The organism is Bifidobacterium oedipodis (genome assembly GCF_012932425.1).
GTDB lineage: Bacteria > Actinomycetota > Actinomycetes > Actinomycetales > Bifidobacteriaceae > Bifidobacterium > Bifidobacterium oedipodis.
Genome location: NZ_JAAIII010000005.1, coordinates 48,395 through 70,969, shown reverse-complemented (window position 1 = coordinate 70,969; position 22,575 = coordinate 48,395). Strand labels below are relative to the sequence as shown.

Below are 22,575 nucleotides of genomic sequence, written 5' to 3'. Positions count from 1 at the left end.
TAATGTCTGTAGGTTGGATTGGTTTGCCTTTATGCGTGCAGCGGTCAGTCGACGAGGTTGTCGGCGATCGCTTGGTCCACACGAGCGGCGGCCTCGTCGCTCAGCGGAAGGAAAGGTTTGCGCACCGCGCCCACGTCGAAGCCGCGCACGGTCATCGCGTGTTTGATTGAGGGGAATAGTCCCTCACGCATGATGACTTCCATCAGATTGTTGGCTTTAATCTGCAGATCGCGCGCGGTGTCGAGATCGCCGGATTCGAACGCCTGCATGATCTTCGTGAAGTGCGGCAGGGTGAAGTTGAAGGTCGATCCCACGAATCCGTCGCAGCCCATGGCCAGGAACGCGACCATCAGGTTTTCGAAGCCTCCGAAGATCTTGAGGTCGGGATTGATGGCGCGCAGACGATCCATCTCATACAGGTCGAGATTGGTGTGCTTGAATCCGGCGATGGATCCGCTGGCGAACATCGCACGTGTGTCCGCATTGTAGAAGTCCAGCGTGCGGTGGGTGTTCATGGGAATGTTGTAATAGTAGACGCCGTCTCCGATGGCGGATGCGATGTCGTCGTAATACGAGGCAACGGCTGCCGGCGAATATCCGAAGTAGATCGGCGGGGTCGCGGCCACGCGCTGGTAGCCCATCTCCTTGACTGCCTTGGCATACCGCACGGCCTCGTCGGTGCCGCAGGAGCCGACATGGGCGAACAGCGTGCAACGGTCCTTGTATTCGGCGAACACTTCGAACAGGTGCAGACGCTCCTCGGGGCTTAGCAGGAAGCATTCTCCGCTCGAACCTTCCACGAAGAAGCCCGCTGCCCCCTCGTCGAGATTCTGCTCCACCAACTGGCGGATAAGTTCGTCATTGATGGCACCGTTGGCATCGTATGGCACGATGGCCGCCACATACAGGCCTTCCATGTCGTGCGCTCCTTTCTCAGTCTTTTCTATATGGCAATGATTGGGCCGCGCTGCACATTGAGCGCGGCCCACCGCATCAGTCGAGGTGGTACAGCTGCTCCATATCAACCCACGGTCCGTCTTCGGTGAACGGCTTCATGCAGGGAACCACCGCGGCCCACCATTCCTGCGTGGTGGGATCGGCTGCCATCTTGGCCATATCGGCCTCGTAATCGTCGCCGACATACTCGTAGTAGGAGAACAGCAGCCCGTCGTAGTAGTAGATGGAGTAGTTCTGCAGGTTGCAGGCCTTAATCATTTCGTTCACGCCTTCGAATGGCTTGGCGTGGAAGGCCTTGTACTTGTTGTATCCCTCGGGACCGTCGGCTCGGGATACGCTTCCGAAACGTTGGATTGTGGTGCTCATCGCGGGTTAGCTCCTCTGTGTGATGGGCTCTGTGTGATGGATAGATGGTGAGTAATGGTGGATATGTATTGCGTCTGGAATGGGCCCGCGTCCGACATGACGAGACCGGACACGGGAGCGGTCTGCGGTATGACTACAGCGAGTACACGCGTTCGGCGTTGCCTGAGAAGAACGCTTCGCGCGCCTGCGGTGCCATATCGTTGGTGATGTCCAACATGGCACGCACCCACTCGTCGAGCGTGAGCGCCACATTGAGCACGGGGAAGTTGGATGCGAACATCAGCTTGTCCGACGCGAAGGAGTCGAAGGCCACGGACACCGCACGGCCAAGGGTTTGCGTGGACCATGGCTGTGCCGGGTTCAGGCCGGATACCTTGCATACCGTGTTGCTGAGCGAGCCGAGATCCGCAAGATTGCGCTTCCATGCGTCCAGATACGCCGCATCGTCGCCTTGCGGATGTTCGAGACCGGCGATATCGGCGTCGACGATGCCCATATGGTCCACAATCACCGTGGTGTCGGGGCATTGGCGGGCCAATGCTGCCAGATCGACGAGCTCGGGGTTGCGCACGCATCCTTCGAACACCAGACCGAGTTCGCCGAGCAGACGCACGTTGTCGATGAACGTTTCGCCAAGGCATGTGCCGGGCGCGGCCGACGGCACGTGCAATACCTGACGAACGCCCTTGATCTGCGGTTTGTCGGCCAGTGGACGAATATAATCCGCGAAGTGCGGGTCGCTCAGATCACCGGAGACGCAGGCACCCGCGAAAGGCGTGGATGGATCGTCGACAAGCGCCACGGCGAGCTCGTTCTCGCGAGGTCGCTCGTCGGCGGCCATATCGACCTCGACGTACACGGCCTTGTCGATCGTATACTCGTCTGCGCCGTGCTGCTCGGCCAAGTAGTCGGCGGCGGTCCAGACCCGGTTCAGCGTGGGGCCTTCGCCGTCCAGCCAAGGCAGACGGTATTCCTCGGTGTTCCAGATATGGACGTGGGTATCGACGATACGCATGTCATACGCCTTTCGCACAGTGGTTCGGTCAGATCTCGTAGTCGGCGACGACCACGCCGCCGTCGGCACTGGACTTGTAGGCGGCCTCGACCACGCACATGGTGTGGTAGGCGTCCTCGACGGAGTTCATGTACTCGTAGGAGGGGTCGTCGAGCTTCTTCATCAAGCCGCCCATCGTGCCGATGAACGCCTCGTTGAACCAGCTGCCGCGCACAGGGACGTCCTGCCATTCGCCGGTTTCGTAGGTGTAGAGCTCCACCTTGTCGGGCTCGCCGTCCGGGTAGTCGTACATCAGGCCAAGCTTGATGCGGATGGCGCCCTCGGTGCCTTCGAGCTTCAAGATCGATTCCTGGTACTTCTTGCCGTAGTCATGGTTGAAGTTGATGTGCAGGTTGACGCGCAGATCCGGGCCGTAATCCATGATGATCGCGGTGCGGGTCTGGGCGAGGTCGCGCATCTTGGGATGCTGCATGGTCTTGCAGTACACGGTCTTCGGATCACCCACGAAGCTGCGGATGTTGTCGATGTAGTGGATCGAGTGGTAGTTGATCTCGACGCGATCCTTCGGGAAGAGGAAGGGCCACAGGTTCCACGGCTGCGTGCCGACCAGACGATGGTCGACGTCGACGATCTCACCGATGACGCCGGCGGTGACCAGTTTGCGCGCGGCCAGCATGTAGGGGGCCTGGCGCAGCTGGAAGTTCACGCCGGCGGTGAGGTTCTTGCGGCGGCAGATCTCAAGGATGCGACGGGCTTCTTCGATGCTCTCGCCCATCGGCTTTTGCATGAGCACGCCTGCGCCGTCGGGCAGCTTTTCGAGAATGTCGGCGGTGGCGTTGGCGGGCACTGCGATGTCGTAGACCGCGTTGTGCTGTGCGCCGTATTCGATGATTTCCTCGAGGCTGTCGGCCACGAAGTCGGCGCCTGCGATTTCGGCGGCCTTGACGGCGGCCTCCTTGTTCATGTCATAGGTGCCGATTACCGGATAGCCGGCGAGCTTATAGGCCGGATAATGCGAGCCAGTGACGATGCCGCCGGTGGCGATGGAAACGATCGGGCGCGGATGTTCGGGCATTTCAGGCACGTAGTTGAGCTCTTCGAGAGAGGAAACGTTATCAACTGCCATGAGGGTTCCTTTCGTGGATACTTCGTTGTATGGGTTGGGATTGTCGATTGATGGGTGGTGGATGTTCGTCAGGCCATGCCGTTGGCGATGCCGACAACGAACAGCGAAACGATGATGACCGCGTTACCGATAAGCGCCACGTTCCTGGCCTTCGGATGGCCCTTCCATTCGCCATCCTTGAAGCCCCAGAGGTTGGCGATGATCAGGGCGAGGCCGTTGAACGCGACCCAGCCGACCACGGGGCCGAAGCTGCCAAGCAGCGCGGTGGCCATTGCGTAGACGCCGAGGGCGGCGAACCAGACGAAGGAGGTGAGCAGCACCTTGCCGTAGGCTTTGGCGCAGCCGGGCTTGGTGTAATCGGTGTAGGTCTTGTTCTTGATGAGCTTGTAGACGGCGTAGCCGAAGTTGGCGAGGAATCCGCCGAAGAACACGACGGGCCACTGCAGCAGATTGGCGTACATCGGCGTCACGCCGGCTTCGGTGGCAAGGTTGACCGGATAGTTCGAGAAGGAGCCGCCGATGTTGATGGCCGCGGAGCCGGCGCCGGAGGCGAGGGCCATGATGAAGCCGACCATGAACAGGGACTTCGTCTTGGACTTTGCGTCCTGCTTGTCTTCGACCTTGACGGTGTCGTTCTTCATGAAGCCGGCCTTGGACAGCACAGCGACACCGCCCAGCAGAATGGCCTGACCGACCAACAGCAGGATGAGCGAGGACATGGACGGGAATGTGCCGAGCACAAACATCGGAATCAGCGATCCCAGCAGATTGGACAGGCCAAGATTGATGCCGGTGACCAGGGAGACGCCGATGTAGTTGATGGCCAAGCTATACCAGATGGAGCTGATGCCCCAGAAGAAGCCGCAGGCTGCACCGGTAACCAGCGTGGTCATTGGGGTCGAGGCCAGATACGAGAAATAGTCGGGCACGAGAATGGCGCACCAGATATGCGGCATAAGTAGCACACCGATGATCGAGAACAGTGCCCAGAAGGCCTCCCACGAGAACGGCTGGTACTTCTTAAAGCAAATTCCGAAACTTCCTTGGAAAACAGTTGCAATCAGAAGCACGAGAAATCCGACAGCTACCATTGCTTTCTCCTTTGTAGCAGGTGATGTTATGTCCTTGCTCCTGGGCTCCAATGGGGTAATGCAGCTTCCTTGCCTCCCATATGTGAACCAGGTCACAACTAAACTTTATACTCAAGCTTGGAAATTTTCAAGCGCGTGTCGTAAATTTACTGTATGCTGGGGCGTATTGCTTGCATTCATCGGGGAACGCATCATGTGACGGTGTCATATCACGACGCGAATGGCACAATCCATATGCACGCAAGAGAGGGAAGGAAGCATGGGAAACACAGACACTCGCGCCCGCAAAGCCAAGCTGGCGGAAATAGCCGCAGAGGCAGGCGTTTCCGTCGCCACCGTGTCCAAAGTGATTAACGGACGAAGCGGCGTGGCCGAACAGACCCGAACGACCATCGAACGTCTGCTGTCAACGCATGGATACTCCAAATCCCTAGCCAGCACCAAAACCTCGCGAACCATCGAGTTCGTCATCGCCTCCCTTGAAAACAACGGCTCGTTCGAACTGGCCAAGGAGCTGGTGTATCAGGCCAGAGATTTTTCCGTGGGCATCACCGTCACCCGACTCGACGGCCCACAAGACACCGACGAATGCTTCCGCGATATCATCGACCGCAACCCCATGGGCGTTATCACACTGCTGTCCACCATGCCCCAGCGAGGCGCGGAACTCCTGAAATCACGAAACATTCCTTACGTGACCATTAATTCGTACGGGCAGATCAGCGACGACCTGCTGGGCATCGATATCGATAACTGGTGCGGTGGATTCGACGCCACACAACACCTCATCACACTGGGGCACACCCGCATCGGTGCCATCACCGGGCCTACGGACAGGCAATCCTCAACCGCACGACTGTCCGGATACGAGGCAGCGCTCGGCAAAGCCGGTCTGACCTGCGATCCGCAACTAGTGGCCGAAGGCGACTACACCTCGGAGGCCGGCTACCGGGCCGCGATACAACTCCTGGAACTCGACGAACCGCCCACCGCCATATTCTGCTTCGACGATCTCATGGCGGTCAGCCTCTACAAGGCCGCGCAGGAACGCGGCATCTCCATCCCCGACGATCTTTCCGTCATCGGCTTCGACGACACGTACCCCTCCCCCTACCTTTCCCCCGCGCTGACCACCGTGCGCCAGCCATTCGATCTCATCGCGCGCAAGGCCTTGAAAATGGTGTGCGAATCGCGCGATGACACGCTTGAGGATCGATACATCATCCTTCCCACTCACATCGTTCAGCGAGAAAGTACTTCATCGCCACGCCAGCAATGAAGATATTTTCTTAGATTATTTTTAAATTTTCTACATGCGAGGTATACTGAAGGCCATCGGTATCTACCGTATTCCATAACAGCCAGCTTCAAAGGAGAGCACACAATGGTGTATCGCATGATTTTTAATCAGACGGCGTATTTTGGTCGCGGCGCGATCAGGGAGATCCCGGGCGTGGCCAAGTCCCATGGCTTCACGAAGGCGTTCATCGTGACCGATCCGGTCCTGTTGGAGACCGGCACCGTGGGGAAGGTCACCGGCGTGCTCGACGAGGCGGGCATGCCCTACGAGGTGTTCTCGAACGTCAGGCCGAACCCGCCGGTCGAGTGCATCAAGGACGGCGTCGAGAGGTTCGCCGCCTCGGGCGCTGACTTCCTGATCGGTTTGGGCGGCGGCAGCCCGCAGGACACGTGCAAGGGCATCGGCATCATCACCGCCAACCCCGAGTTCTCCGACGTGCTCTCCCTTGAGGGCGTGGCCGACACGAAGAACCCGAGCGTGCCGATCTTCGGCGTGCCCACCACCGCAGGCACCGCCTCGGAGACGACCATCAACTACGTGGTCACCGACACGGCCAACAGGCGCAAGTTCGTGGCCGTCGACCCGCACGACATCCCGATCGTCGCGTTCGTGGACCCCGACCTGACCGACTCGATGCCGCGCGGCCTGAAGGTCGCCACCGGTTTGGACGCTTTGACCCACGCCATTGAGGGCTACATCACGCCGGGTGCCTGGAGCCTGTCCGACTGCCTGTCGATGCAGACCATCCGCATGATCGCGCGGAACCTCGCCAAGAGCGCCGACGGGGACATCCCGGCGGGCGAGCAGATGGCGTACGCCTCCTACATCACGGGCATGGCGTATTCGAACGTCGGCCTCGGTTTGGTGCACGGCATGGCCCACCCATTGGGCGGCCGTCTGGGCGTGGCGCACGGCGTGGCCAACGGCATCCTGCTTGCCCCGGTCATGGACTACAACAAGGACTACACCGGTGAGAAGTTCCGCGACATCGCCGACGCGTTCGGCGTCGAGGACGCGTACACCATGCCGCTCGAGCAGGCGCGCGACGCCGCCGTGGCCGCGGTGCGGGACCTGACGGTCAGGCTCGGCAACCCGACCAGGATCTCTGAGGTTGGCGCCACCGAGGCCGACATCGACGGCCTCGCCGAGGACGCGTTCAAGGACGTGTGCACCCCCGGCAACCCCCGCCAGGCCACCCTCGAGGACATCCACGCCATCTACGAAAGCCTCATGTAATCGAGCACCGTCATGCTGAACGGAGTCGAAACATCTCAGACGTGAGATTCCTTGACTCCCTACGCTACGCTCGGAATGGCAAGAAGGGGATGTGATGATTATTCATCACATCCCCTTCTTGTCTGTCTTTGCGAGCGGTTCAGCTGTCAGATATCACGTTTCACCTGCGGAATTGTTACGTAGGTATGTAACAAATTCGCAGACGAAACGTGCAAACCTATAGGTAAACCGTGCGGAGTGGCAGGGCAGACAGCCCACCGGGCTGTTCTCTATACGGCTTGTCCGCTTCAGGCGCACTGGCCTTTCAGGTTACTGGGTTACAAGGAGCTTCGCATGGACAGCCCACCGGGCTGTCCAAAGCTCCGCCGCCTCCGCGCTCGTTGTGTGATGCGCTTAGCGCATCACGCGAGCGCGCCCATTGGATCCCACGCGGGGAGCATGGTGGCGGGTTCTTCCAAGGCGGCCTGGTATTCGGCGGGGAGCATGGTCTTGGGGACAGCCACCTCGTAGACGTATTCGGTGAACCAGTCGTCGGACATGGTGAAGTAGCCCTTGTCGGCGATCTTCGCACCCCAGGAGTTCTCCACGCGCCAACGGCGGGTGGTGGTGCCGTCTTCGGCCACGTCCACACCGGCGAAGGCCATGGCGTGGTTCATGGCGGAATCGCCGAAGCGCACGCGAGCCTCCTTGTCGAGGTCGAAGTCGAAGTCATAGATGGAGCCATACTCGAACAGATCGGTGGCCCAAGCACCGTTCTCACGGTCCATGAACGGGTGGCAGTCGGCACCGAACCACACCGGAATACCCTGCTCAACGAGAATCTTGCGCACGCAGTCCTTCATGAACTGGTTCGGCACATTGAGGTATTCGGTTGCGTCGCCGCCAGCAACGTTGCCCAAGTGCTCGATGCCGATCTTCTTGCCCTTGGCATGCTCGGCGCGCGGATCGTCCACGAGGCACACGTAATCCTCGAGGCCGGCGGGGCCCACGTACTTCTTCCAGAATTCAACCGGCGTGATCTCGCCGTCGCGGTGGAATTCGCCGTCCTTGTCGGTCCACTCCCAGTCGAAGCTGACCGGCGGCTCACCCAGGTGGATGGTCAGGATGCGATGGCCGGCCGCAGTGGCTTCGGCGATAATCTCATCGATCTTCGCGGCATCGCCGTCGGCGGCGTACATGCGGGCCACGGCGGTGTGCAGCATATGGCGCAGCTGCGTGTTCATCTCACCGGTGTTCTTGGAAGATTCGGTTTCGGGGAACAGATCCTTGGGCACCGCACCATACTTCTTGTAGATGTTCATGGCCATGGTCCACTGGCCGCCGTCGCCCATCACATCGGCAAGCAGGTGCTGGATCAGGCGGGAGTCGGCAGGTTCGCCGGCGGCCACGAGGGCGGCCATATCCTTGAGGAAGTAGTTGACGCGCTCCAGCTTGTCGAAGTACATCGCATAGTTCTGGGAGAACTCGAATTCCTTCAGGTTCATGTTCTTCTTGGCCACAAAACGAGCCACATTCAGGGAGCTGAACAGCCAGCAGCGGCCGGAACGATCCTGATGAGTGGCTTCGCCGTTGTCCACGATGGTGGAGAAACGACGCTGCAGCAGGCGGGCGCGGTCGTAGTTGCGGGCCACCTTGTCGATGCCGGCGGCGGTCACCGCGTTCATGGCGAGACGGTTGGTGCCGTCAGCGTCGAATTCGCTTTTGAGGCTGGCCAGGGCTTCGCCGGTCAGAGGCGTCAATTCACTCATGTCTGCTCCTTCTTCGGATTGGTGCGCTTGTGGCGCGTTACATACGTACGGCACCTGGCGTCGAGCGCAGGTGCCGTAACATTCATTGTCGTTAGCAGTCTATCCGATGGCTTGTCATTCGCCTTCGCTTTGGGCTTGATGATCATCAGCCGGCTGATCGTCCTGCTGTTCAGCGGACTGGTCGCCCGACTGATCGACGGAGTCGCCCTGTTCGATCTCTTCGGTGCGCTCGTCATCCGACGAGGTCGCTTCACCCTCGCCATCACCAGCCGCCTCTGCAGCCACCGGCGCGTTCACCGGCAGAGAGTCCGCATTCGCTCCGGCAGGTGCCGCAACGCCAAATCCGGCGAAGGCTTGGGCGAACATGGAACGCAGCTCGGAAACACGCTGGGTGATGCCAGCTTCGCGCTGCTGCAATTCTTGAATGCGCTTGGACAGTCCATCAAGCTCAACCTGAGCGGCCGCACGACGCTCCTCAACCTGAGAATCGGCATCTTCAACGGCCTTCTGCACAATCGTTTCAGCCTGTTCGTCAGCTTCCTTACGCTTGCCGGCAGCATAAGAGTCCGCCTCTTCACGCACAGACTTCGCCTGCGCGATCAGCTCGTCAGCCTCCTGCTTGGCGCTGGTGCGACGCTCCTCCAAGCTGTCCAGCAATTCGCCCACCTTCTTGGTGGCTTCTTCCTGCTGGGCGGCGATATCGTTGCGAATCTGCTCGACTTCGGCGTTGACCTTGCTCATCGTGCTGGTGCGGGAAACCTCCGCTTCATCGGTGATCTCCTGCGCCTTGGCCTTGGCGGCGTCGATGATTTCCTGCGCCTTGCGCTGGGCTTCGGTGGTCATCTTGGAAACCTGTTCGCGCACATCGGCAAGCTTCTTGTTGGCTTCGGCGAGCGCCGCCTCGATCTGATCGTTGGCTTCGGACTTGAGCTTGGTGATCTCCGCGTTGGCGTTGCGGCGCTGTTCGGCAGTCTGCTGAGTGGCTTCGGCCTTCATATCGGCGATTTCGCGCTCCTGCGCGGCACGCTCGGCAGCCAGTTTCTTATTGTGCTCCTCACGCGAGTTGGTCAGTTCAAGTTCCACGCTCTGGCGCTGTTCGGCAACGTTCTTGGCGGTTGCGGCACGCAGCTGGGCGGCGTCTTCGTTGGCAGCAGTGGTGATCGATTCGGCCTGATTGTGGGCGTTCTCCAGCACGGAAGCGGCCTTGGCGTTGGCGTCGGCGGTAATGTGCTGAGCATCGATTTTGGCATTGTTGATCAGCGTTTCGGCCTGTTCCTGGGCGGCGGTTCTGGTGGAGGCGGCATCCTGCTTGGCCCGCTCCAATAGCGCGGTGCTGGTCTGTTCGGCGGAGGCGAGCATCTGCTGTGCGTTTGCGCCGAGGGAGGCGAAGGAATTGTCGGACTTCTTGCGTCGCTTTTCCTCTTCCAGCTGCGCCTGCAGTTGCAGGATGCGATCATCGTCGGCAGCGATCTGCTCACGCATGCTGACCAGCGTCTGATGCGCCTGCTTCATGCTGTCCTGAACGGAGGCAAAGGCCTCGTCCACCTTCTCTTTGTCATATCCTCGCAGCACCACCGGGAAACGATCCGCCATCGTCAATATCCTTTCGCATCCAACCAACGCCGTTTTCTCGGCGAGTACTCAAGCACTGTAGCGCATTGGCATGGTTCGACGCGTGGAACGCCGACCAATCGTTACAATGCGTGCGTACCTTGTTCTACGTATGCGCATCATCGTGCAACAATGCTCAAACTTGCGCATATGTGACGGGCTGATAGCATCGGCGACAACCGCGCCGCAATGGCACTGGGCAACAGGGGCGACCAGCGCCGATCAGCGGCGCTAATCGATGAGAATATCCGAGCTGGAGGGCTTGAGATAGTAGCGCACGGTTTCGCGCACCACGTCACGTCCGGCGGCAATCTGCTGGTCAAGCGGCAGGGTGTGCTGCGCGCTGTGCGCGGGGCCCACCATCGGGAAGCTGACGAATCCCGCCAACACATGATCCTGGGTGGATGCCCAGTTGAGCAGGTTATAGAACAGCGAATTGCAGACGAAGGTGCCCGCGTCCGAACTGAGCGAAGCGGGAACGCCATCGTCGGTGAAGTCTTTGAGAATCGCGCGCAGCGGCAGGCGCGTCCAGTAGGCGGCCGGACCGTTGGCGTCGATGGGTTCGCGCTGCGGAATCATATTGTCGGCGTCCGGCTTGGCGGTGTCCATCAGATTGGTGGCGCAACGCTCAAGCATCACGCTGTGGGCCGCGTGCTTAAGGCCTGTGGCGATGACGATATTGGGATGCGTCGCCTCAATCGCTTCGAGCAGGGTGGGCCAGGCTTTGGCGAAGCTCACGGGAATGCTGACCGCATGGATGGTTACGCTAACCTGCTCCGACGTATCGTCAGGGCCGAGCAGGTTACCCAGCCCCTGTTCGGCGAGTGCCTTGGGCACTTCGACAGCAGGATTGACGGTTACGTCATCGTAGTGGTCGAATCCGGAGATGACGACTGTGAGTTCACGCATGGTGCCCAGTCTAGCCGAAGTGCTGCTATTTGCCTGCTGGCGGGCGCAACCGTGCCGATGTGCTGGCACACCGGCAACCGAGGCAAACCGCTGTATGCAAGTTCAGCACAAATCCAACGTGGGATTGGTGCGAACCTAGCACGCACTCAGCGCAAACTCAGTGCAAACGCAAACTCAGCGCACACTCAGTGCAGCTGCGAGGCGGCTTGGGCGAGGACGGCATGCATACGGGCGCGTGCCTGTTCCTTGCGCGCCAGCATATCGTCGGCGGCAGTGCGTCCCAAAGTATCGTCCGGCGTCAGGCCGAGCAAGTCGGCTGCGATACGTTCGGCGGTTGGCAGATCCGCCAATGTGGTGATTTTCAGGTTCGATTCGGCACCGGAGACGATGGCAACCGGTTCATCAGGCAGATAGTCGACGACCACGCGCGTGTCGTCCGTGGGGTGGAAGTCGGGGTCGGCACCGGCCAGTTCGTAGGCGCGGCGGATGGTGTCGAAACGGAAGGATTGCGGCGTTTGCGCACGGAACATGTCAGGGCGATTCGGCACCGCACGCACCACCTTGCGTTCGCCGAGATCCTCGGTAAGCAGGATGGTGTCGGTGGATCCCCAGGCCACGGTGCAGGCGTTGAACTGGTCAAGCGCGTCGATGGAACCGTCGATGGCGGATTGCGCGACGAAGGGGCGCACCGCGTCATGGATGAGAATTTTGGCGTTGCCCGGAATGCCGGCGGCAGCCAACGTGTCCAGAGCGGCTGCGGTGCTGTCCACGCGTTCCGCACCACCGTCGATAACAATGCGCACCTTGGTGTAGCCGGCCTGATCAATCAGCGATTCCACATCGTCGCGCACCTTGGGGTTGACCACCACCACGATGTCGCTGACGCGAGCGCACCGCTCGAACGCTTCGATGGACCAGCACACAATAGGTTTGCCGCCCACGGAAACCAGTTGCTTGGGATTGTCGGGGTCGAAGCGCGTGCCGAATCCGGCGGCCAGCACCACTGCCACTACGGGGGCATGCTGGGGGATCTGCTGCGCACCCCTGTTGCCGCCCTCACGCATGTTGCCGCTCGCAGTATCGAAATCGTCTTCTCGCTCAGTCATAACACCTCACCGTACAAGCCATTGTTCGCCGAACCGTTGCTGCGCACCATACTACCGCGAGCAGGGTGCGGCCTTGCGATTCGTATTCGTTCGCCCAGAAACACTAGCGCTGGGAATCGCTTGGGAACGTTCGGAATTGTTCGGAATCATTCGAGGGGATGTTTCCAAGCACCCCCATCGCCGCTTACGAACGCACGATAAGGGCCAGCATGCGCCCTTCCTGCGTTTTGCCGGCGAGCGCGGCACGACGGTGCGAATACCACAGTGGGTTTTCGAGGGTGCACATGCTGCGTCGGATGGCGTCGATGCGCACGGTCAGGTCCGAGTCGCCTTCGCCGTCCGTGGCGCACAATTGGCGCAGCTCTTCGTCAGAATCCAAGTATTGGGTAGCAGCGTTGACGCGCGGACGCGATTCAACCAGGCTGTCCATCGGCACGCCGGCTTCGGCGAGCGCTTCGAGGGCCGCGTGGGCGATGTCGATGCCGGGCTTGCCGAAGCGGCTGAGGGTGAAGGTGCCGGGGAATCGAGCGTCGAATTCGTCGGCGATCTGGTCGCCCACCTCATAGCAGTCGCCGCAGATGCGCGGGCCGAGTGTGGCTACGATGTGGCCAGGTTCGGCACCTTTGGCGATCATAAGGTCGATGGTGGCACCGATGACGCCGCGCTCCAGGCCGCGGCGGCCGCAGTGGGCTGCACCGATCACGCCGGCGATGGGGTCGGCCATGAGTACGGGTAGGCAGTCGGCGGCGAACATGCCCAGAGCGATGCCGGGGCGGGCGGTGACCTGTCCGTCGGCTTCGATGGGGGTGCCGGTAGCGGAGGCGTCATAGCCGAAGCTGGCGTTGGGCGCGTAGCCGGGCTTGTCGATATCGATGGCCTGGCCGGAATGCACTTGCCTGACCAGGCTGATCGGTGCACCGATTTCGCGCGACAGGGCTTCTCGATTGGCAAGCGTTTGGCCCGGGTCTCCTGCTTTGCCGCCAAGGTTGCAGTTGCCGGTTGCGCCTGTGGAAATACCGCCAAGGCGTGTGGTGTACACCACGGTGATGCCGGGGGCCAGCGTTACCGGAATGGTGACGGGGATGGGCTGGCCGGCTTCGTCGAGCGGGCTGATGGCGTTGGAGTTGAGGATTTCCTCATCGTATTGGCTCATAGTGGTTGGCTTTCTTGTGACGTGTGATTACTCGGCTTTGAGGGTGGGCTTTGCGGTGCGCGAACGGATGGCCGCGTTAATCGGCACCGGATGCGGGCACGGCATGGAGAAGACATGGGCAGGGTTGTTGATGGCGGGCACCCAGTTGCCGTCGGCGTCCCTGAGCCCGTCCGCCGGCACGGTGTAGGCCAGGGGCGGCTCGCCGGGCAATAGGAATTCCACATCTTGCCCGGGTTCAATTTTGTTGCGGCTCATCAGGGTGACGCGTCCGCCTTCGTCGGCGCTCCAGCTGAGCACCTCGCCCACAACCAGCCACGCACGGAAATAGGCGGAGCGGTCGGTGTTTTGCGTGACCTTATGCTCGGGGTAATAGAACCCGGTGGAATAGTCGCGGTGAGCCACCTTGTCTGGCTCGTCAAGCAGCCAGTCGGGCAGTTCGACGTGTGGCGCCGGGCGCACGGCCGCATGCTGCCAGGTGCCGGCCAGCATTTCGGGGGCGGTGTTGGATTTGCGCCGTGTGGAACGCGCGTGATAGCTCAGGTGATCGTCATCGATATCGGCCACAGCGGTGCGGGTATCAGCAGCCTGAGTCGCAGCAGTGCCGGCTGCGGCGCTCGACGCTGTGCTTCCGGCGGCGGGCGTCTCATAGCCATCATCGTTAACGCCGCCGAACGCCTCATCGGCGTGCAACGTGATGGCGTCGGGCTGGCCTTGAGCCTGCCGCATGGCCTCGGCATAGTCGGGATCCGTGGGGCGAATCACGCGATCACGGAAGGGCTTAAGCGTCTCCCCCTGCTCGTTTTCGAAGCCGCGCTGGACCATGTAGGCGTTCACGGCGGTTTTGTAGGCGTTGGTCATCGCCGCGATATAGTAGGCGGATTTCGACCGACCCTCGATTTTCAGGCTGGTGGCGCCCGAATCGATGAGGTCGTCGATGTGTTCGAGCATGTTCATATCCTGCGAATTGAACAGGTATGCGCCGTCTTTGGTTTGCTCAATCGGATAGTACTTGCCGGGGCGCTTCTCTTCCACAATGGAATACTTCCAGCGGCAGGGCTGGGCGCATTCGCCGTGGTTGCCGTCGCGGCCGGTTAAATAGTTGGAGAACAGGCAGCGGCCAGAGAAGGCCATGCACATCGCACCATGCACGAAGCATTCGATGTCAAGATCGTCGGGGATGTTGGCGCGGATGTCGCGCACGGCCTGCAAATCCATTTCACGGGCCAGCACCACGCGGCGCGCGCCGAGTTCATAGAAGGCGTTGGCCGCCTGATAATTGGTGACGCCGGCCTGGGTGCTGACATGCAATTCAAGATTCGGAGCGACGGATCGGGCCATCATCATCACGCCGATATCGGAGACGATCAGTGCGTCCACGCCGGTGTCTTTAAGCTGACCGACGTATTCGCGCAGAGCCTCGACCTCGTTGTTGCGCGGCAGCACATTGCAGGTCACGTATACGCGGGCACCACGCGCATGGGCGTAGCGCGAGCCCTCTTCGAAGTCCTCAAGGCTTAGGTTTTTTGGCGCGGAGCGCATGCCGAAGGCCTTGCCGCCGCAATAGACGGCGTCGGCACCATAGTCCACTGCGGTTTTCAGACCCCTCAAGTTGCCTGCGGGGGCGAGCACTTCGGGTTTGCTGCGGGTAGGAAGGTTCATCGTCTCATTCATCACCGCAATAGTGTAGCGGCTGGGGTCATACGGATTACATAAGCCCACGAACCGCACCAACCGGCTTACAGCACGGCAAGTGCGAAATCGACGAGGAGTTTGACGCCGTAGAGGCAGATGACTGCGCCGCATACCTTGTTCAGCGCGGCAAGCAGACGCGGGCCGAACGCGTGGCTGAACGCCGATACCACCAGCGTCAGGCCTGTGAACCAGCACACGGATGCGGTTTCCACGCCGGTGATGAATGGCGCGGTCTGCCCCACAGACAGGGACGCTGCGAAGGCACCAAGCATCAGCGTGCCGTCGATAATCGCCTGTGGATTGCACCAGGTAACCACACATGCGGTACCGATGGTGTGCAGCCAGCCGCGCAAACCAGTAGCTGTTACTGCCGTAGACGATGCGCTATCATTCGAAGTCGCCACACCACCGTTAGCCTTGTTACGTTTAGGCAGCAATAGTCCCAAACCAATGCGGATCACGACCAGACCGCCGGCGGCCAGCACCACCAGTTTGAGTGCAGTGTAACGCTGCATCAGCGTGCCGATGCCGAAGAAGCAGGCCAGCGACAGCATAACGTCAAAGATGGTTACGAATAGTGCGGTAAGCAGCGCGCGGCGACGCGGCTTGGTAAGCGCTGTGTTGATAACGAACAGGTTTTGCATGCCGATCGGCGCGATATACGCCAACCCCACCGTCAGCCCTTGCAAATACAAACCCATATTCGCGCCCCCTTACCTCTCGCTGCACCTTGCAGCATTCCACCAAATCAGTTTGGCTGGTTGATAGCCACCCAACCAAATCCAGCCATATGCAGTAAGGCGATACGCAATAATGACTGGAATTACTTGATTTCTTGCATTACCGTCGCATCATTCTAGCGATTAGAATACAATGGACAACCAGCCAAATATGTGCGGCCGTAACCAACCAAACATCAGAAAAGAGGGCAGTATGGCGCGTATCGCACCACTGAATATCGACTGGCAGCCGGATCGCAACTGCCCTACTCCTCTTGCCGAGCAGATTGTGGACTATGTGTGCCGCAAGGTATCGGATGGTAGCTGGCCGATCGGCTCGCGCCTACCCTCCCAACGTGCGTTGGCCGAATCCTTCGGCGTGAACCGCTCCACCATCATCGCCGCCGTCAACGAACTTGCCGACTATGGTATCGTCGAGGGTTCGCATGGTGCCGGCACGCGCATCGCCAGCAACACCTGGTCGCTGATGCTGCCCGGCGCACCCGACTGGGCCGACTATGTCGCCTCCGGATTCTTCAAAGCAAATAACGACACGATTCAGGCCATCAACCGGCTGGAATTCGATCCTCGACTCACCCGTTTGGGCACCGGCGAACTCGACCCACGGCTGTTCCCCAAAGCCATGTGGCGCACCATATGCGCCGATGCAGCCGAGCATATCGATTCGCTTGGATACCCGCCGCCCGCAGGCCTGCCTGAACTGCGCGAGGCCATCGCGGCGCATATGCGGGCCACCGGCATCGATTGCACGGCAAACCAGGTTCTTGTGACCTCGGGCGCATTGCAGGCGTTGCAGATGATTTCGGTGAGTCTGCTGTCTGCGGGTTCCACCGTTTTCGCCGAAGCGCCGAGCTATATCAAGTCTTTACAGGTGTTCCAGTCGGCCGGCATGACACTCAGTGGCATTCCGATGGATGCCGATGGTTTGGATGTGCGGGCGTTGGCGGCGATATTGGATGGTGGCGATGTCAGTGATATTGGCAAGACTGGTGGAACTGGCGATTCTGGCAAACCCGGCAATGCTAACAATGCTGACAACGTGACAGCCCACAATGCCACGCACGCCATATCGCAAACCGAAGCGCCGATTATGCCTCGTTTGCCGCGCAAATCCTCTGGCGCGCAACGCGTACTCTATACTATCCCGACCAATCACAATCCCACCGGCCTGACCATGCCCGACGCACGCCGCCGTCAACTAATCGACCTGTGCGTTCAACATCGACTGCCCATTATCGAAGACAATGCTTACCGTGATCTGGTCTTCGACGGCCCTGCCCCCGCGCCTCTGAAATCATTGGATGCCACCGGCATGGTGATCACGCTGGGCAGCGCTTCCAAGTCGCTTGCGCCCGGCCTGCGCATCGGTTGGATTGTGGCCGACGAGCATGTGGTGCAGCGTTTGGCTGATGTGAAAATGCAGATGGACTACGGTGCCAGCACATTAAGCCAGTGGGTGTTCGCAAGATTTTTAAGCAGCGGCATGTATGGCGAATATCTCGCAAGCCTCAACACCGAACTGCGCCGCCGACGCGACGCCGCGCTTGACGTGCTGAGCGGGCTGTTTGCCGGCCAGGCGCATTGGACCACGCCTTCGGGCGGCTTCTATATCTGGCTTACCTTTGAGCGTCCCATGCGCATGGGACGTCTGTTCCAGCGCGCCGCTCAACGCGGCATACTGCTCAATCCGGGCGATATCTATGATTTTGAGGGCGATAATTCCTTGCGCCTGAGCTATTCCTACACCACTCCCGACGAGTTTGCTGCGGCTGCGGCCACGCTCGCGCAGGTTGTTGCCGAAGTGCGCGAATAATCCTTGGGATTGCTGGGAAATATGGCGCAAACTGGCGTTGTGAATTTGCTTGGCAAGCCTGCGGCACAGGTCTGCCATGCAAACTTACAACGCAGCCGTTAGGCTGGTGGCTATGAAAATCGATATCGTGAGCGTATTCCCCGAGTATTTCGACGTGCTGAACCTGAGCCTGTTCGGCAAGGCACAAGCCAAGGGACTGGTCGAGGTGAAGGCGCACAATCTGCGCGACTGGACGCACGACGTGCATCATTCGGTGGACGATACGCCGGTGGGCGGCGGCGCCGGCATGGTGATGAAGCCTGCCGTCTGGGCCGAATGCCTGGATGATCTGCTCGGTTTGGAACCGCGGGAATCGACTGCCGATGACGCCGACGCCGATACAGGTACCAATGCAGATACGAAGAATGTTGATGCTGCAGACGGTGATGTGACCGATGCTGACGCTACGGCCACCGACACCGCAGACACCGATATTGCAAACGCCGATATCGCAGGTATCGATATGGGCGCGGAATCATCCCGTCCTGTGCTGATTTTCCCCAATCCTTCGGCCCCGCTGTTCACCCAGCGCGATGCCACGGAACTGTCGCACGCCGATCATCTGCTGTTCGGCTGCGGACGGTACGAGGGGTATGACGCACGAATCCCCTCGTATTATCGCGCCCAAGGTGTGGATGTGCGCGAATATTCGATTGGCGACTATGTGCTGAACGGCGGCGAAGTGGCTGTTTCAGTGATGCTGGAGGCCATCACCCGCCTGCTGCCGGGGTTCATGGGCAATCCCGATTCGATTGTGGAAGAATCTTACACCGGTGAGGGCGCACTGTTGGAGCACCGGCAATACACCAAGCCGGCCGAATGGCGCGGCATTCGTGTGCCCGATGTGCTGCTATCCGGCGACCACGCCAAAGTGGATCGTTTCCGCCGCGACGAGGCGCTGGCTCGCACCAATGAGATTCGCCCTGACCTTATCGAAGCGTTGGATTGCAAGGCGCTGTCCAAAGCCGACCGCAAAACGCTGATGGCATTGGGCTGGGAGGTTTCCAGCGCACATCCGCGCCATGTAGCGTAGCGATATACCTTCTGCTGACAGGTTCTACTCGGACATATCCGATTCAGACACATCCGATTCAGGTATGTCCAGCTCGATATAGAACACGGCGGTTTCGCCATAGTTGCGCTGCTCGCTGATCGCCCAGCCCGCAGGTGCTGCGGGATCGTCGGAGCGTACGGAGCGTTCGAGCATAATCACCGTGCGGTCGCCAGCCATGCCACCGGCCACCAAATCGGCCAGCAATTGATTGCAGGCTTCGGTGGTGAAGGCGTACGGCGGGTCGATGAAAATCACATCGAATGCCTGCGATGCACCGGCTGCCACATATTGCTCGGCCTTGCGCACCACCACTCGTGCGCGCATATCCGACTGCCACGAACGATTGCGTTTCAGCTCGTTCAACGTCGCTGAGATCAGCGCTGCGGCCGGACGTGAAGATTCCACGGCCACCAATTCCTTGGCACCGCGCGACAGCGCTTCAATGCCCAGCGCCCCCGTGCCGGCGAACAGGTCGAGCACGCGGGCATCGTCCAGCACGCCCCACGAGTCGAGGTGAGAGAAAATCGCCTCTTTGGTGCGGTCGGTGGTCGGCCGGGTGCCGGTTTTCGGGCTTGCCAGCGCTACGCCTTTGAATCGTCCAGAAATCACTCGCATGAGTGTCACTCTACGAACTGGTCAGGAACGTTTCATTGCCACGCATGAAATCCAGCACGGCACCGGCCAGTTCAACCTCCCCAGACAGTTCGGGATCGCTGGCAAGCAGTTGTTCGGCGCGCAAGCGCGCGTCAGCGATCATATCGGCGTCTTTGACCACGCGCAATAGTTTGAGGCTGGATTTGCCGCCGGATTGGGCGTCGCCCAGCACGTCGCCTGCACCACGGAATTCCAGATCGGCTTGTGCGATTTCGGCACCGTCCAAAGAATGATGAATGACTTCCAGACGGGCGCTAGCAGGGGTGTTTTCATCGGCTCTGGAAATCAGGAATGCCCACGAATTGGTGCCGCCGCGCCCCACGCGGCCGCGCAGCTGGTGCAGCTGGGAAAGCCCGTACCGGTCGGCGTCGAAAATCACGATGCAGCTGGCCTGTTTGACGTCCACGCCCACTTCGATCACGGTGGTGCTTACCAGCACCGGCGTGATGCCCGAGGCGAAGTCGGCCATAACCGCTGTTTTGGTGTCGTCGCTGTCGCGCCCGGTCAGTGTGGCGAACGCAATGCCTTGGAATTGTGGCAGTTTGGCCAAACGTGCGGCGATTTCCTCCACCGAATGCAGCGGCGGGCGTTTGGGGGCCTCACCGTTGTCATCCACGGTGTCGTAGGGGCTGTCGATGCCGTCAGCGTCGCCTTCGTCATCATCCATGTCGATGCGCGGGCAAACCACATACGCCCGCTCCCCTGCATCGATACGCGCGCGGATATGCGCGAACATGCGCCCCATGGTGTTTGCGTCGTTTTCCTGCACCACGATGGTGCGAATCGGCTTGCGTCCGCCAGGCAGTTCGGTCAGCCAAGACAAGTCAAGATCGCCGAACCAGGTCATTGCGGCGGTGCGCGGAATCGGGGTGGCGGTCATCACCAATAGATGCGGCGTGGTGCCATCTTGCGCTTTGGCGTTAAGGCTTTCGCGCTGCTCAACGCCGAATCGATGCTGTTCGTCGATAACCACCAACGCCAGGCGCGGGGCTTGGAAGGTTTTGGAAAACGCGGCATGCGTGGCCACAATAATGCCCGCTTCACCACTGGCCGCCTGTGCCAGCACTTTGCGGCGCGCAGCCAGTTTCATGCCGCCGGTGAGCAGCGCAACCGGCACTTCGGGGCCGATCATCGCACGTATGGTTGCAGCGTGCTGTTCGGCCAGCACTTGGGTGGGGGCCACGAGCACGGCCTGATAGCCAGCCCCCACGGCCTGCAGCATGGCGGCGAGCGCCACCACGGTTTTGCCGGAGCCGACTTCGCCTTGCAGCAGCCGTTGCATGGGCCAGTCACGCTCCATATCCGCGCTGATGTCGTCAATGACCTGACGCTGGCCGGCGGTCAGTTGGAACGGCAATAACGCGATAAAGCGGTCGCGCAAATTGCCAGTGCGACTGCCGGTTGAGCTGGTTTCACTGCCGGGTTGCCCCGCATCCTGCGCTCCCTGCACACCCTGTGCATTCAACGGGCACGGATGAGCTGAGGTTGCATGCGCATGCTGGCGCGCCTGCAACAGCGCGGTTTGGGCGACGAACGCCTCCTCATAGCGCAAGGTATCAATGGCTTGGTTGAATCGTGCGCGCGACTGCGGGTCATGAATCGCTAAAAACGCTTCTGCCCGATGCATAAGACCTTTGCTGCTGCGGATCTGTTCGGGCAGAATGTCCGGTATTGCGCGGCTCAGGTCACATGCCGCAATTCCCGTAGCCGCCTGGTTCTCCGCCAACTGGCTTTCCTCCGGCTGCACGGCAATGGTGGCAGTATCAGGCGCGGCTAATCCCTGCATTGCTGCAGCGCCATTCAGTCCAGCCGCGGCAGTCTCATCGCCTCCCATGCCCTCGGGCACCGAAGATACGCGCGCACCCATCATCCACAACAGTCCGAGAATCGTTTCGTGAATATGCTCGGATGAAATGCGTGAACTGGCGTGGTAGACGGGCCGGGGTCGGCAGACGCGGGTCAGCGCATCGGCCACGGTCGCGGCATCATATTTGAGCGCCGGCGAAGCCTGGGCGGCATCGGTTGGCATTACGGTCAGCAGATCCGGGTGCATGAATTGCAGTTGGCCCATGTATTCGTCGGGCACGCCGGATATGACCACGGTGGTGCCGGCTTTGAGCCGCATACTCACCCAATCCACGTAGGATTTGCGGTAGGAGAAAAAGGTGAGGCGTGCTAATGAGCCGCCGAGCGAACGACTACGGGCAAAATCAGTGTCATCAACGGTGGCTTCGAGACGAAAACCACGGCGCGTGTTCATCGGCACCACGCGCAGATCCCGCACCGTCGCGGCGAAGGCCATGGCACTGCCCAGCTGCGCTTCACATAATGCACGCAACGGCACCGGTTCGGTGACACGGAAGGGGTAATAGGTCAGTGCATCGCCCACGGTGGCGACGCCCAGCGATTTGAGCGCGGACACGCGTCGTTTGTTGGTGACCAGCGTGGCGATCGCCGTGTCCATGGTGATGCTCATATCGCTCCATTCTATGCGCCTGTGTGTGCGTGTGCCGGCACGCTAACGAACGTAAAACAAAACCCGCCCAGCCGAAGCTTGAGCGGGTTTCGATACGTTAGTACGCGATTCACGCGGCCACGCGCTGAACCTTGCCGGCCTTGATGCACTTGACGCACACGCGCAGACGAGTGTTCTCGCCCTCGACGGTGGTACGCACGGACTGCAGGTTCGGGCGGAAGCTACGCTTGGTACGACGATGCGAATGGGAAACGGTAAAACCGACCTGCGGACCCTTACCGCACACTGCGCAACGAGCTGCCATGATGGACTCCCTTAAACCTTGACTGTCAAGTCTTTCCTGTGCTCCTCACGGCAGTTAACCCGTCGCGCTGAACACACAACTTCACAAATATATAGCCCAATACCGACAAACGCAAGTCAATGTCGTATCATGCGGATTCAGCGGCGATTGCGCCATACGCGAACAGCCCGCCCGCGCCAATCAGG

General features: G+C 60.3%; 19 protein-coding genes. 4 read left to right on the top strand and 15 right to left on the bottom strand.

The window, feature by feature from the left end; translation table 11 throughout:
* Window positions 1-44: 44 nt before the first annotated feature.
* The 5 genes from G1C95_RS08705 to G1C95_RS08685 form a co-directional block, all read right to left on the bottom strand.
* Window positions 45-917, bottom strand: coding sequence for a dihydrodipicolinate synthase family protein (locus tag G1C95_RS08705; RefSeq protein ID WP_169172573.1), 873 nt, complete (start codon window positions 915-917; stop codon window positions 45-47).
* 76 nt (window positions 918-993) lie between these two features.
* On the bottom strand, window positions 994-1,323 hold the full coding sequence (locus tag G1C95_RS08700) for an L-rhamnose mutarotase (protein ID WP_205832788.1): 330 nt from the start codon (window positions 1,321-1,323) through the stop codon (window positions 994-996).
* Window positions 1,324-1,456: 133 nt separating this feature from the next.
* Window positions 1,457-2,338 carry an amidohydrolase family protein gene (locus G1C95_RS08695; protein WP_169172572.1) on the bottom strand — a complete coding sequence of 294 codons (882 nt, stop codon included), beginning with the start codon at window positions 2,336-2,338 and terminating at the stop codon, window positions 1,457-1,459.
* 28 nt (window positions 2,339-2,366) lie between these two features.
* Complete coding sequence (locus tag G1C95_RS08690) at window positions 2,367-3,464, bottom strand: Gfo/Idh/MocA family protein (protein WP_169172571.1); 1,098 nt, start codon at window positions 3,462-3,464, stop codon at window positions 2,367-2,369.
* Window positions 3,465-3,532: 68 nt separating this feature from the next.
* Window positions 3,533-4,555, bottom strand: coding sequence for an L-rhamnose/proton symporter RhaT (locus tag G1C95_RS08685; protein ID WP_169172570.1), 1,023 nt, complete (start codon window positions 4,553-4,555; stop codon window positions 3,533-3,535).
* Window positions 4,556-4,814: 259 nt separating this feature from the next.
* Here G1C95_RS08685 and G1C95_RS08680 point away from each other — a divergent pair, with 259 nt between their 5' ends.
* The gene (locus tag G1C95_RS08680; protein WP_169172569.1) at window positions 4,815-5,834 is read left to right on the top strand and encodes a LacI family DNA-binding transcriptional regulator; all 1,020 of its coding nucleotides are present in this window, start codon (window positions 4,815-4,817) and stop codon (window positions 5,832-5,834) included.
* 105 nt (window positions 5,835-5,939) lie between these two features.
* Window positions 5,940-7,091 (top strand): lactaldehyde reductase, encoded by a 1,152-nt coding sequence (gene fucO, locus G1C95_RS08675; RefSeq protein ID WP_169172568.1) that lies wholly within the window; start codon window positions 5,940-5,942, stop codon window positions 7,089-7,091.
* Window positions 7,092-7,492: 401 nt separating this feature from the next.
* Here the strand turns inward: fucO and G1C95_RS08670 are convergent, their stop codons facing one another.
* The 7 genes from G1C95_RS08670 to G1C95_RS08640 form a co-directional block, all read right to left on the bottom strand.
* Complete coding sequence (locus G1C95_RS08670) at window positions 7,493-8,839, bottom strand: C1 family peptidase (protein ID WP_169172567.1); 1,347 nt, start codon at window positions 8,837-8,839, stop codon at window positions 7,493-7,495.
* Between the two features lie 114 nt (window positions 8,840-8,953).
* Complete coding sequence (locus tag G1C95_RS08665; protein WP_169172566.1) at window positions 8,954-10,432, bottom strand: coiled-coil domain-containing protein; 1,479 nt, start codon at window positions 10,430-10,432, stop codon at window positions 8,954-8,956.
* Window positions 10,433-10,681: 249 nt separating this feature from the next.
* Window positions 10,682-11,359: a pyroglutamyl-peptidase I gene (locus G1C95_RS08660; RefSeq protein ID WP_169172565.1), complete on the bottom strand. Its 678-nt coding sequence runs from the start codon at window positions 11,357-11,359 to the stop codon at window positions 10,682-10,684.
* 185 nt (window positions 11,360-11,544) lie between these two features.
* A complete protein-coding gene (locus G1C95_RS08655; protein ID WP_417852267.1) occupies window positions 11,545-12,465 on the bottom strand; it encodes an IspD/TarI family cytidylyltransferase in 921 nt (306 codons plus the stop codon).
* Between the two features lie 184 nt (window positions 12,466-12,649).
* On the bottom strand, window positions 12,650-13,618 hold the full coding sequence (locus G1C95_RS08650; protein ID WP_169172564.1) for a purine nucleoside phosphorylase YfiH/LACC1 family protein: 969 nt from the start codon (window positions 13,616-13,618) through the stop codon (window positions 12,650-12,652).
* 27 nt (window positions 13,619-13,645) lie between these two features.
* Window positions 13,646-15,277, bottom strand: coding sequence for a peptidase U32 family protein (locus G1C95_RS08645; RefSeq protein ID WP_169172563.1), 1,632 nt, complete (start codon window positions 15,275-15,277; stop codon window positions 13,646-13,648).
* 77 nt (window positions 15,278-15,354) lie between these two features.
* A complete protein-coding gene (locus G1C95_RS08640) occupies window positions 15,355-16,011 on the bottom strand; it encodes a LysE/ArgO family amino acid transporter (protein ID WP_169172562.1) in 657 nt (218 codons plus the stop codon).
* A 232-nt stretch (window positions 16,012-16,243) separates the two neighbouring features.
* Between G1C95_RS08640 and G1C95_RS08635 the strand changes: the two genes are divergently transcribed.
* Complete coding sequence (locus G1C95_RS08635; RefSeq protein WP_169172561.1) at window positions 16,244-17,863, top strand: aminotransferase-like domain-containing protein; 1,620 nt, start codon at window positions 16,244-16,246, stop codon at window positions 17,861-17,863.
* 112 nt (window positions 17,864-17,975) lie between these two features.
* A complete protein-coding gene (gene trmD, locus G1C95_RS08630; RefSeq protein ID WP_169172560.1) occupies window positions 17,976-18,935 on the top strand; it encodes a tRNA (guanosine(37)-N1)-methyltransferase TrmD in 960 nt (319 codons plus the stop codon).
* A 24-nt stretch (window positions 18,936-18,959) separates the two neighbouring features.
* Here trmD and rsmD read toward each other — a convergent pair whose 3' ends face one another.
* The 3 genes from rsmD to rpmB form a co-directional block, all read right to left on the bottom strand.
* On the bottom strand, window positions 18,960-19,571 hold the full coding sequence (gene rsmD, locus G1C95_RS08625) for a 16S rRNA (guanine(966)-N(2))-methyltransferase RsmD (RefSeq protein WP_169172559.1): 612 nt from the start codon (window positions 19,569-19,571) through the stop codon (window positions 18,960-18,962).
* 10 nt (window positions 19,572-19,581) lie between these two features.
* The gene (locus G1C95_RS08620) at window positions 19,582-22,086 is read right to left on the bottom strand and encodes an ATP-dependent DNA helicase RecG (protein ID WP_240947505.1); all 2,505 of its coding nucleotides are present in this window, start codon (window positions 22,084-22,086) and stop codon (window positions 19,582-19,584) included.
* Window positions 22,087-22,195: 109 nt separating this feature from the next.
* A complete protein-coding gene (gene rpmB / locus G1C95_RS08615) occupies window positions 22,196-22,390 on the bottom strand; it encodes a 50S ribosomal protein L28 (protein ID WP_169172558.1) in 195 nt (64 codons plus the stop codon).
* Between the last annotated feature and the right edge of the window lie 185 nt (window positions 22,391-22,575).